Here is a 13020-nt window from a genome sequence, read left to right as displayed (position 1 = left end):
CTTATAAATTTTGTCTGCAGCTATCGCTCCAATTTACAGCATTTTCATATATTTTGGGAAGGTCTGCGCTTTCTATTGTTAAAAAAGCCACTGCTTGTTCTAATGCCCACCAGCTTCCAGTTTCGTAGGCTTTAACTGTTTCGAGAATATAATAAAGAATGTTCTTTTCTTGCATTAATGCACTGTGTATTTCATCTGGAAATGGTAAACGTTCAAGCAACTTTTCCATTGGTTGGTCTAGAATAGCATCGAGTAATGAAAACAACCCTGTTAAAAACGCTTCTCCGGTTTGCTGCTTAGCCACACGCTGTGCTATTAGCTCACAAAATCGAGCTCTTACAACACAAAGCCGCGTGAGCTCGGCAGGTTTAGTTTGTGCGCTATGTGCAGTAATAATTAAGCTAACAAACTTTTTCAGTCGTTCATGACCAAGATAAACAAGCGCTTGTTTTAACGAACCTATTTTACTTTTTATAGGGAATACACCACTGTTTATTAAGCGTAAGAGCTTATAAGCTAAAGCAGTATCTAGCGAGAATAACCCCGCTATTTCGCTAATATCGGGGTCTGGACGCATGACTTCAGCATAAATTGATAAAACCAATGCGTAGTTATAATCAATATCACGCTGTTGGATCATGGTTGGTTTGGCAAAGAAATAGCCTTGAAAAAAGTCAAACCCCATTTCGTAGGCTTTTTCAAAATCATCTGCCGTCTCGAGCTTTTCTGCTAATAACTTTATTTTTTTGTGTTTTTTTAATTTTTTAACTACGGGTAGAATTTCTTCAAATGGGGTTTGTTTTACATCAAACTTGATAAGTCGAACAAGCTTTAAAAAGCGGTCCCACTCGGGCTGGTACACGAAGTCATCTAAGGCAAGTTTATAATTGTTATGAAATAACTCACGACAAAACGCATAGTTTTCATCGGTAGGCTCCATCGTTTCTAGCAGCTCGATAACGACATCTTTCGTTGGCAAAAAAGCACATAGATCCAGTTTTAAAGACTCTGGACCTATATTAATTAATGCTTTTTTGCCCGACGTGATATGGCGGGTACCTAAATTGAGCTGATTTTCCATAATGAGACGTGCCGTTGCGGTGCTTTCTGACACGTTTGGAAAACTGTTTTTTTCACTATCGCGAAATAGTAGCTCATAGGCGACAACTTGTTGACGACGATTAAAGACCGCTTGTCTAGCAACAAATACAGCCACTTTACCTACTTTTTATCATTTATATAACACTAAGTAATTAATAGCGGAAATTGACATAAAAGTCACTTAATTGCCATGAATCAGGGTGTTTTTATTGATATAAGTACGATAAATAACCATCTGCGACTGATTGCCACGAGAAACGCGCATTTTTAGCCTGTTCACAAATTCCTTGCCACTTTTTAGGATCTGCATTTTTTAGCGCAAGCGCTTCAGTAAAACCAGTAATAAGTTCGTAACTTTGAGCGGTTAAACTCTCACCATTAAAACTAAATCCCGTTTCAAGGTGCTGCACAGTATCACGAAGTCCACCGACACCATGCACTAGACACGGTTGACCTGCGCGCATGGCGAGCATTTGACTAATACCACAGGGTTCAAATGAACTGGGCATTAAAAACAGATCGCCTAAATGATACAAGTACTCGCCAACAAAATGAGCGTATCCTTTCAAAAATAATAAGTTATCTTGTCGGGCCATGACTGTGGTCATCACTTTTTCAAGTTCAGTATCACCTGAGCCAAGAATAATCATATACCCATCATGTTGCTTTAAACGCTGGCATAATTCATCTAGCACTAATGCTTTATCATACGGCTGACAAAGCAGAAGCACTTTTTGATCTGTTAATCGCCCAACACTCGTCACTAAAGGGCCAGAGAAAGGCTGTGTTTTAAACTTAAGCACACGCTGATGTGCTATATAATGCGCTGAGTCAAGCTCAGACGTTTTTGCCATCCACTGAAAAAGTGCCGACTCAGCGTGCTGATATAAATGAGCAAAACTGACATCGGATAGTTCATCACCTGGATACTCACACCCGTTTAGAATGCCTACTACACGGCCTTGCTGATATGCAGCTTGTAAATCAAGCTCGAGCCCTTCTCCGCCAAAAAAGCCATTAACAGGATCGCTTGGTTTTAGCACCTCTTGACAATATGTGGGTGATACTAAATGTATTTTATCAACCAAGTTAATCGCTGTGCGCATTGGGTTGAAACAGTCAGGGTAACGTGGATCGCATAACTTTTGGCCGTCATAACCCAGGCTTGGAAACCACGCTTCTAAACTCGAAGTATCCCCTTTAAAAGGACGGATCCCTTGCAGAGCAAGGTTATGTACGGTGTAAGCTAAAAATAAGGTGGAGAAATCGTTATAGCGACTATCTGTTTTAAGTAACAACGCAACACACGCACTATGCCAATCATGTAAATGAATAACATCAGGCTTACAAATGAGTCCTTGTAATAAGGCTTCGCACACAGCGGCATTAAATAAGGCAAATTTACTGGCATCGGTTGCAAATGGGCGACCTGCCTCGTCATTACAATAAACAGCGCCATGGTGACGGCTAAATTCCCAATGAGAAATAACCAGCTGTCTAACCCCTTTCTGAGAGTGAGCAAGTTGCCACACTTCGAGTTGTTGCATGTGTCCGGCAAACGCCACATTGACCACACCTAGGCTATGACGGTCTAAATCGTGAAAACCATAATCGGGGATCACCACATCAACTGTCAGCCCCTTTTCAACAAGGGCTTTAGGACAATCTCTTACGACATCGGCAACACCACCTACTTTTGCATTCGGTAATGCATCATTCTCTGCAGCAACCATCAATACATGCATGCTTTGCCGTACTCCTTTTTACTTCTATTTTTTATGCTGGGGGGTGATATTAGTACTTTCCACCCCACCCATATTTAAGCAAGGCGTTTGTTATCTTGCTCTTGTTGTTTTAACTTTTTTGCCAGTTCATTCAACATATCACGCGTCACTAAGACAATCCCTTTTTTCGAGACTCTAAAACCATTTTCTTTATCAACTTTATGATCATAGCCTATTTCAAGGCCTGCGGGTATCTCGCAGCTACGATCAATAATCGCGCGTTTTATACGACAATTACGTTGAATTTTAGCCCCTGGTAATATAACTGACTCTTCTATTTGACAATAAGAATGGACATGTACATTAGAGAACAATAGCGATTTTCTCACCAAAGACCCCGAGATAATACACCCGCCAGACACTGTTGAATCGACCGCCATACCTCGTCTGTCATCATTATCAAAAATAAATTTAGCCGGTGGAAGTTGCTCTTGGTAAGTCCAAATAGGCCAGCTAGGGTCGTATAAATCTAGCTGCGGTTCTGGCATAACCAGCTCCATGTTCGCTTCCCAGAACGAATCAAGTGTTCCTACATCACGCCAATAAGGTTGTCCATCATAGCCTGGGTCTCTAAACGGATACGCAAAAACGTTATGCTCTTCAATAATGGCTGGAATGATATCATGACCAAAGTCACGGCCAGATCCCTCTGTTTCGGCGTCTTTTTTCAGTTGCTCAAATAAAAACTCAGTATTAAAAATATAGTTACCCATTGAAGCGAGGCATGTGCCAGGTTTGCCGGGGACTGAGGTTGGCGACGCAGGTTTTTCATCAAACCGGCGAACGCGCTTACTTTCATCCACAGTCATGACACCAAAGGTATTCGCGGCCTCTTCACACGGTACCTCGATACAACATACGGTCATGTCTGCACCATTTTCAACATGCTTTGCGAGTAAACCACCGTAATCCATCCGATATACATGGTCGCCCGATAATATCATGACGTATTTTGGCAGCTCATGACGAATAATATCCATATTTTGAAACACAGCATCAGCTGTACCACAATACCATTCATCACCATAACGCTGTGACGCTGGCAGGATTTCAACCGACTCACCCAGCTCTTTCTTAAAGTGACCCCATGCACGATTAACGTGGCGGATCAGTGAATGCGATTTATATTGTGTAGCAATGCCAACACGACGAATGCCCGAGTTAATGCAGTTCGACAGCGGAAAGTCGATGATCCGGTGTTTACCACCAAAATACACCGCCGGTTTAGCTCGCCAATCTGTTAATTCGTGTAAACGTGAACCTCGCCCCCCTGCTAAAATAAGGGCATACGTTTCTCTTGTTAAACTACTTATATATCGATTTGCATAACTTGGCATAACTCTCTCCGTCTTAAGTTAGCTGCTTTTTTTCTGTGTGTGTTGCTGTGCGCTCGTGTCTAAAAGTGGTTCCAAATGCCAAATATCATCGCTGTATTGACCAATGGTTCTGTCGCTTGAAAACATGCCACTGGCAGCAGTATTCAAGATACTCATTCTGGTCCAGTGTGCGCTGTCTAAATAGGCTTGTTCAACTTGTTCTTGCGCTTGAACAAAGCTGGCAAAATCATGGGCTACAAGCCATGGATCGTGCGGACTCTTTATCGCAGCAATAATGTCGTCGAATAAGTTTGGTTCAAATAAATTAAAATGACCGCTTTCTAAGAGTTGCATTACTTTGTATAAGCTTTCGGTCTGATAAATAACTTGCTCCGGATTATAGTGCGCTTTTATATCGTCAACTTGCTCTGCTCGTGCGCCAAACAAGAAGAAATTATCAGCACCTACAGCATCACGGATTTCAATATTTGCACCATCTAATGTCCCTATCGTCAACGCGCCATTCATCATAAACTTCATGTTACCAGTGCCCGATGCTTCTTTACCGGCTGTTGATATTTGCTCAGATAAATCGGTTGCAGGACAAATCGTTTCCATCGCGGTGACGTTGTAATTAGGTAAAAATGCAACCCGTAAATATGGCTTTGCAAGGGGGTCTTTATTAATGACTTCAGCCACATTATTAATTAACTTAATAATTTTCTTCGCCATGTAATAACCTGGCGCAGCTTTCCCCCCGAGGAGTACACAACGTGGCACACAGTTTTCTGTATCGCCCTGACGAATCCGGTCGTATAAATGAATAATATGCAAAACATTAAGTAATTGGCGCTTGTACTCATGAATGCGTTTAACTTGCACGTCGAACATCATCGTGGCGTCAAACTCAACACCACATCGGCTTTTTACAAGCTCAACAAGACGTTGTTTGTTGGCATATTTAACATCCTGCCACTGTGTATGAAATTCGGTATCGTCGTAATATCGGCGCAATTGGCCAATTTTGCTAAAGTCAGCCACCCATTCATCGCCAATTTTGCTGTTCAGTAACTTAGTCAGTTCTGGATTACAGTGGGCAAGCCACCGACGCGGCGTAACACCATTGGTTTTGTTGTTGAATTTTTCCGGCCATAATTGATAAAAGTCATTAAATAAACCGGCTTTTAATAGTTCAGTATGAAGCGCCGCAACACCATTGACAGAATAACTGCCGACAATCGCAAGGTACGCCATGCGAATTTGTGGCTCTGGGCCCTCTTCAATCAGAGAAAGGACGCGCTGTTTAGCCACATCTCCCGGCCATGCTTGTGCGACGTCGGCGAGGAAACGGGCATTAATTTCGTAAATTATTTCTAAAATGCGCGGCAATAAGCGCGAAAATAATGACACTGACCATTTTTCTAAGGCTTCTGGTAACAAGGTATGGTTGGTATACGCCATGGTTTTTGTCGTAATGTGCCACGCTTTATCCCAATCAAGTTCATAGTCATCGATTAACACGCGCATTAATTCTGCAACCGCAATACTGGGGTGAGTGTCATTGAGTTGAAAAACATGGTAGTCAGCAAACTCATCAAAGTTTTCACCTGACTTGTTTACCCAAATATCAACCACATCTTGAATACTGGCAGACGATAAAAAATACTGCTGACGTAAACGCAACTCTTTGCCATTTTCGCTACTGTCGTTGGGGTAAAGCACCATGGTGATTTGTTCAGCGAGATTTTTACGCGCCACCGCTTCTGAGTAGCTGCCCGCATTAAACTCACTCAAGTCAAACTCATCGGTTGCCTCTGACTTCCATAACCGTAACGTGTTTACAATATCGTTTTTGTAGCCTGGGATCGGCACATCATATGGCACCGCCAAGACATCTTGGGTATCGAGCCATTGACGAAGCACACGCCCTTGCTTGTCGGTGTAACTTTCTACATGACCAAAAAATTTGATTCGCTTAGACTGCTCTGGTGCGCTTAACTCCCATGGGTGGCCTTCGCGTAACCAGTTATCGGGCTGTTCAATTTGGTGACCATTTTCTATCGCTTGATTAAACATGCCATATTCATAACGAATGCCATAACCAATAACAGGTAGCGCAAGGCTGGCACAACTATCTAAAAAACACGCAGCTAAGCGACCTAAACCACCATTCCCAAGCCCTGCATCATGTTCAGCTTCGGCAACACTTTCAAGCTCAGTACAATACTGTTGCAATGCCTTTGCTACCTGCTCATCAAGGTCAAGATTTAAAATCGCATTACCCAGTGCACGCCCCATCAAAAACTCCAGCGATAAGTAAGCAGTTTTGCGGCGTTTTTGTTCATGTATTTGCTGTTTTGTGTCACGGCATCGCGCCACGAGCCTGTCGCGAATAGTTAACGCCAGTGCATGGTATAAATACAGTTGTGACTTACCCACTTTGTCACGCCCTAAGGTGTAATAAAAATGGCGTGATAGGTCATCCTCTAAGGTGCTTTTATCAATAATAGGCGCATCTTGCCATCCTTTTACAACACATGCTTGTTCACCTTTTTTAGTCATGACTTAAGTCCTCTGAATCGGCGGTAAAAACCCAGCTGCTCATCGCAGCAATCTGTTGTTCGGTGTCAACATTCGCTGTCGAAACCGAATGAATACTGGTAAGTGCCAAAGACCATTGACCGCTTGATAAGCGCGGTAATTGGCAAGTGATAGGCAAGGAGCCAGCATTTAAAATAATCAGTAAAGCTTGTTTCGTGTGCTTATCAGTCAGGCTATACATTAAAAATTGACGGTCGCTCTGATGCCAGTCATCTTGTTGCATATCGGTGCCTGATTCTGTAAACCACGCAACGGCATAACGAGGGTCACCGTCATGCACAAAGAAGGGGTGCTGAAAAATGCTAAATTGCTTGCGTAATCTAAGCACATCATCAATAAATCGGGTCAGTGGATGGTTAAATTGCGATTCTTTCCATGCAAGCCAACTAGTACGATTATTCTGACAATAAGCGTTATTATTACCGCCTTGCGAGTGCGCCATTTCGCTTCCTAAAGAAAGCATAGGCACCCCTTTGGAAAGTAACAAAGTCAGCAGCATATTTTTTTGCTGTTGCAAGCGTAATTTGCTTATAGCTTGGTCGCTGGTATACCCCTCTACACCACAATTAAAGGAATGATTCGCACTGTGTCCATCGCGATTTTGCTCGCCATTCGCTTCATTGTGTTTTTGTTCATAACTCACTAAATCTGCCAAGGTAAATCCATCATGGCTGGTGATAAAGTTAATACTATTAAGGGGTCCACGCAGGTTATGTTCAAACAAATCAAACGAGCCATGTAAACGCTTAGCAAGTTCCCCTATTACACCTTGTTCTTGCTTCCAAAAACGTCTTACGGTGTCGCGGTATTTGTCGTTCCATTCGCGCCAAGGCGCTGGAAATGCCCCGAGCTGATAACCACCTGGGCCTATATCCCAAGGCTCTGCTATTAATTTAACTTTATTTAAAACAGGGTCTTGATTAACAGCTTGCATAAAAGCATGCGCATGATTAAAGCCATTTGGATTGCGCCCAAGTATGGTGGCCAGATCAAAACGAAAACCATCAACCCCCATTACTTCTACCCAATAACGCAGGCTATCAAGCACCAATTGCAAAGCACGTGGTGAATCGATATTAAGCGTATTTCCGCAGCCCGTATCATTTATATAGTACTGTGGCTTATCGGCAACCGTTCGGTAGTAACCCAGATTATCTAACCCACGTAGAGATAATAGCGGCCCATCAGTGCCAGCCTCTGCGGTGTGGTTATAGACGACATCTAGAATGACTTCGATATCAGCTTTGTGCAGCTCAGCGACCATCTCTTGAAACTCGCTAATATCATCGTCGACCAAGTAGTCTTTATGTGGGATAAAAAAATTAAGCGTGTTGTAGCCCCAATAATTTTGCAGCCCTTTAGCCGTTAAAAATTGCTCACTAATAAACGCATGAATAGGTAAAAGTTCTAAACACGTGATACCTAAAGTCCGCAAGTGTTCAATAAAACGAGGGTGGCTTAAGCCTAAAAATTTGCCTTGCAACGCTTTCGGTATATCAGGGTGGCGACAGGTCGCGCCTTTTACATGACACTCATAAATGACGGTTTTTCCCCAACTGTGCTGTGGCTTAGTGCCCTTGTAAAGCGCAAGCTCTCTAACGCGTGATTTAGGCATATCTATCGCGTTGTTCACAGTGCTTAATGTGCCAACCGGCATCTGCCCGTAGTGGCGCTCGCTCCACGTAAACTCGCCATAAATGTCGCGTGCATAAGGGTCGAGCAATAACTTATGAGGATTAAAAAATAACCCTTTTTGAGGTGAATAGTCACCATCAGCTCGAAAGCCATACAACGCACCAGCTTTTAAAGGACTAACACGTAATGTCCACACTCCCCCTTCATTCATTCGCATGGGCAGTGTGAGAATTTCTGAATGACCGCTGCTGTCAAATAAGCATAAAGATAGGCTGTGTGCCTGGGGTGCATAGACGGCAAAGTTAACCCCATCCCCCTGCACCGAGGCGCCTAACGGCATCGTTACCCCTGTTTCAAGTGCAACACTATGACTCATCGCTCACCTTCTTAAGGTACACAGTTGCAAGGCCTGGTAATGACACGACCACGCTCTGTGTAAACCCATGATTGAGCATATTTTGAGTTAAAATAATCTGTTCAGGATCGCTTGTTACCTCAACCCCTGAGCCAAAAAATTCGGGTTTGTCTGTATTCAAGATCACTTGATAACGCCCTGCTTTTGGCACCCCGATAACGTAATCATGGTAAACCTGTGGGGTTAAGTTGCTCACAACCACAACAAAATCATCAGCTTGTTTTGCATAACGAATAAAGCTAAAAATGCTTTGTGCTGAGTTGTTGCTATCGAGCCACGCAAACCCCGCGGGGCTTGTATCTTGCTCGTAAAGTGCGGGTGTATTGCAATACACTTTATTGAGCGCTTTTATTGTTTCTTGAACACCACGATGACTCGTGTGCTCCAGTAAATGCCAGTCAAGAGATTGATCATGATTCCATTCTCGACGCTGGGCAAACTCAGCTCCCATGAATAACAACTTTTTACCTGGGTGAGCCCACATAAAGGCGTAGTAAGCGCGTAAATTTGCAAATTTCTGCCAGTCATCACCCGGCATTTTTTCAATTAAGGAACCTTTGCCGTGCACTACTTCATCATGGCTTAATGGCAAGACATAATTTTCGCTGTAGGCATACACCATCGAAAATGTCATTTCATGATGATGATGAGCACGATACAAAGGATCGCGTTGCATGTAGTGCAAACTGTCGTTCATCCACCCCATGTTCCACTTATAGCCAAATCCTAAGCCATCATGCTCAACGTGTCTGGTTACGCCTGGCCATGCTGTCGATTCCTCAGCAACCATCATTATGCCGGGGTTATTAGCATAGCAGCGCAAATTAACTTGCTTTAGACATTCTATTGCTCCGAGGTTTTCGCGCCCACCATATTGGTTCGCAACCCACTGCCCTTCTTCACGGCTATAATCGAGGTAAAGCATGGATGCCACGGCATCAACCCGTAAGCCATCAATGCCAAACTCGTGTAACCAATACATGGCATTGGCTATTAAAAAGCTGCGCACTTCAGCACGGTCGTAGTTATAAATGTATGTATTCCAGTCTGGGTGGAATCCTTGCCGTATATCGGCGTGTTCATATAAGTGCGAGCCGTCAAAGCGATGTAAGCCATGGGGATCACTTGGAAAGTGCCCTGGGACCCAATCAAGAATAATCCCTAAGTTAGCCTCATGGCATTGTTGTACAAAGTAAACAAAGTCGTCAAAACTACCGTAACGACTTGTCACAGCAAATAAACCAACAGGCTGATAGCCCCACGAACCATCAAACGGGTATTCACTAATTGGCATTAACTGTAAGTGAGTAAACCCGAGTGCTTTGGTATAGGGAATCAAATTATCAGCTAATTCACGCCACGTTAGATACCGGCTACTATCATCTCTGCGCTGCCAAGAGCCCGCATGTACTTCGTAAATACTAATAGGCGATTCAATACTGTTACGCTTTGCACGATTTTTAAGGGCGTGCTCATCAAGTTTTACGGTTGCTTTGCTAGCGTGTAAAACCGATGCTGTACCCGGTGCTTGCTGCATTTTAAATGCAAACGGGTCGGCTTTATCGAGCACTTCACCCATTAGAGTAGTTATTGCAAATTTATAACACTGATCTTCTTTGAGCCCTGCAATAAATAACTCCCATACGCCACTTGCTGGGTGAAAACGCATAAAGTGACGCTGGCGTTGCCAAAAGTTAAATTCACCAATAACCGATACGCTGCTAGCATTTGGCGCCCATACGGTAAAGCGCACACCCTCTACACCTTGTTGTGTAGTAAAATGCGCGCCCAAATGGCGATAAGCATGCTCTAAACTGCCCTCATTAAACAAATACATTGCTTGTTCATCGAGCGTGCTCGCAAAACTATATTCATCGTAGTGTCTGTGGCTCGCTTTGTCGGCGTAACTCACATCTAACTGGTACTCAGGGACTGATGTGCAATCAATCGTTGCTACAAATAAATCACTTTCCCCTTGCCTTTGAGCTGCAATCTGCTGCGACCCCATAACAACAGATACCATAGTGGCACCCGGTAAAAAACAGCGCACTTCATAACGGCTATCATTAATTTTATGCGGTCCTAAGAAACTAAAAGGATCTTTAAAACAACCTGCTGACAACGCCTCGATTTGCGACTGATAAATCAGTGGTTGTGCACTTTGCTCTTGACGAACACGACTTCGCATTTATTGATTCCTTATAGAAATTAAACTGGCTAAAAATGACTGCTGCGAATGCATAATTTGCTGCGTCGGGCGCGACAATAAGCGCCGCCAGTTGGGGTATTCTTTATCCGTTCCGGGAATATTCACCGGTAAAATTTGCTGATCTAAATCATCTATCTGAATGGTAAACAATCGAGCGGGTGCTGCCGCAAGGCAACATGCTAATGCTTGGTATACTACAGAGGCCTCTGTATCTAAGGTCAGCTGCTGAGAAGTTTCGCGCATGATGAAATTAAGCATACGTTGCTTTTCAATCTTTCTGGCTTCGAGCAAGGCGTTGCTTTGCGCTTCATCAACTAAGCTATACTGTTGTTTAACAGTTATATCGTGCCCTGTCCACCAGCCATTAAAGGGGGGGACATCATGATTTGCAATCATCAGTAAGCTATGTGAAGCAAAATGTTCACTGGCTAAAAACTCACCATTGTGATCTTTTTCAAAGTAAAATAAGCCATTAGAATATATAGCACTGCTTTTCAATGCATCACGCACTTCGGTGGGCACAACCCCTAAATCTTCGCCTATAACGACGCATTGATTAAGGTGTGACTCTATTTTTAAAATAGCTAACAAATGCTCAAAAGGGTAATAAACATAGCAACCATCCTGTTGGCCTTGATTATCAAAACACCACCAGAGCCTGCGAATAGCCATAACATGGTCTATTCGCAACCCACCCACATCTTCCATATTGGCGCGAATAAGCGATCGATAAAACGCAAAATTATCTTTACTTAATTTTTGCGGGTTGAGTGCAGGTAAGCCCCAGTTTTGTCCTTGTTCAGCCCATGGGTCTGGCGGTGCGCCAACATTTGCACCATGAGAAAATAGCTCATCTTGGCTACGGTATTCACTGCCGTCACCCGCACACCCCACCGCTAAATCGTTGATGAGACCAATATCCATACCACATTCATTCGCTATTTGCTGGCATAGGTTAAGCTGTAAATGCGCTTGCCATTGCAAGTAGCTAGCGTATTCATTATCACCCACCACCAGCGTTGCTAAACTGTGTTTGTGAGTTAGGCAAAATGCTTCGAATTGTGCTTTACGCTCAACCGATGCTGTCTCACGAAAGTGATGATACAAACAGCTAAATAATTGGTATTTAAAATCACTGACACTTGTGTAATCAATGTATGTATCGGTGCCTTGCGGTTTTTCATTAAGCAGCTTTTCGAGTGCCAAATTATCTTTAGCGTCTTCGCATAATGACAATGCAATATAAAGCGGATTTAATAACGCACGACTATTAGGGCTATACGGACTGGCTCGCTCAGGGCTGTGTTCAAACAATAAATGCAATGGATTTAATAAAATATAATCCATACCATTGGCCGCAGCTTCGCGCATTAGCGACGCTAAATCTGCAAAATCGCCGATACCTAAACCGTGCGCGTTAAATAGGCTATATAGCTGTATCGACACACCCAAGCGCTTTTTATCATCCACTGTAAAGCACTGTTTTGGCATGATCCACAGCTCAGAATGTGCTTCTTGATCAGCCACTGTAATCACAGCATCATGATAGCCTATGGGCATGTCGGGTAAGGGAAGCGCTACTTCAAGGTAACGAATATCATTAAAACGGTAATCACCTGTCACGCTCAATTCGTGCAAGTTCTCTCGACTAACAACAATATCGAGCGATGGCAGGCGTAACTCACAGCCGCGTGATAAAAGACGCTCATCAACTCGCACTCGTAAAAAGGGCTCATCTGACTCAACAAGGCTAACGTTAGGTAATAACGTTAACCACGTTCCTGCATCCAGGGCAAAGTTGAGCTGGTTAATGGTGTCTGTATCAGTGCAATCGATACCACAACAACTGAGTGCACTGCGGCGCGTACTTTCATCAAAAACGACGTGCTCGCCAGTGTACTTTGTATATTCGTAACCGATACCATGCAGATAAAATAACTGCGCAAGTGACTGCATTAA

7 protein-coding genes are annotated in these 13020 nt (G+C 43.4%); all 7 read right to left on the bottom strand.

The window, feature by feature from the left end; all coding sequences use genetic code 11:
• Position 1 precedes the first annotated feature (1 nt).
• The 7 genes from BM378_RS05420 to malQ all read right to left on the bottom strand — a co-directional run bounded on the left by BM378_RS05420 (position 2) and on the right by malQ (position 13017).
• Positions 2–1216: an EAL and HDOD domain-containing protein gene (locus BM378_RS05420; RefSeq protein ID WP_036972050.1), complete on the bottom strand. Its 1215-nt coding sequence runs from the start codon at positions 1214–1216 to the stop codon at positions 2–4.
• Positions 1217–1307: 91 nt separating this feature from the next.
• Positions 1308–2846 (bottom strand): glycogen synthase, encoded by a 1539-nt coding sequence (locus BM378_RS05415; protein WP_074988771.1) that lies wholly within the window; start codon positions 2844–2846, stop codon positions 1308–1310.
• Between the two features lie 74 nt (positions 2847–2920).
• On the bottom strand, positions 2921–4222 hold the full coding sequence (gene glgC, locus BM378_RS05410; protein WP_036972054.1) for a glucose-1-phosphate adenylyltransferase: 1302 nt from the start codon (positions 4220–4222) through the stop codon (positions 2921–2923).
• An 18-nt stretch (positions 4223–4240) separates the two neighbouring features.
• Entirely contained in the window at positions 4241–6763 is a 2523-nt protein-coding gene (locus BM378_RS05405) for a glycogen/starch/alpha-glucan phosphorylase (protein ID WP_074988770.1), read from the bottom strand.
• Positions 6756–8813, bottom strand: coding sequence for a glycogen debranching protein GlgX (glgX, locus tag BM378_RS05400; protein ID WP_074988769.1), 2058 nt, complete (start codon positions 8811–8813; stop codon positions 6756–6758). Before glgX ends, BM378_RS05405 begins: the two co-directional genes overlap by 8 nt.
• Entirely contained in the window at positions 8803–11040 is a 2238-nt protein-coding gene (glgB, locus tag BM378_RS05395; protein WP_074988768.1) for a 1,4-alpha-glucan branching protein GlgB, read from the bottom strand. Before glgB ends, glgX begins: the two co-directional genes overlap by 11 nt.
• Positions 11041–13017: a 4-alpha-glucanotransferase gene (gene malQ, locus BM378_RS05390; protein ID WP_036972060.1), complete on the bottom strand. Its 1977-nt coding sequence runs from the start codon at positions 13015–13017 to the stop codon at positions 11041–11043.
• Positions 13018–13020: the final 3 nt, after the last annotated feature.

It is taken from the genome of Pseudoalteromonas lipolytica, from assembly GCF_900116435.1.
Taxonomy (GTDB): Bacteria; Pseudomonadota; Gammaproteobacteria; order Enterobacterales; family Alteromonadaceae; genus Pseudoalteromonas; species Pseudoalteromonas lipolytica.
Note: the sequence above shows the minus strand (reverse complement) of the source record. Positions and strands in the feature narration are given on the sequence as shown.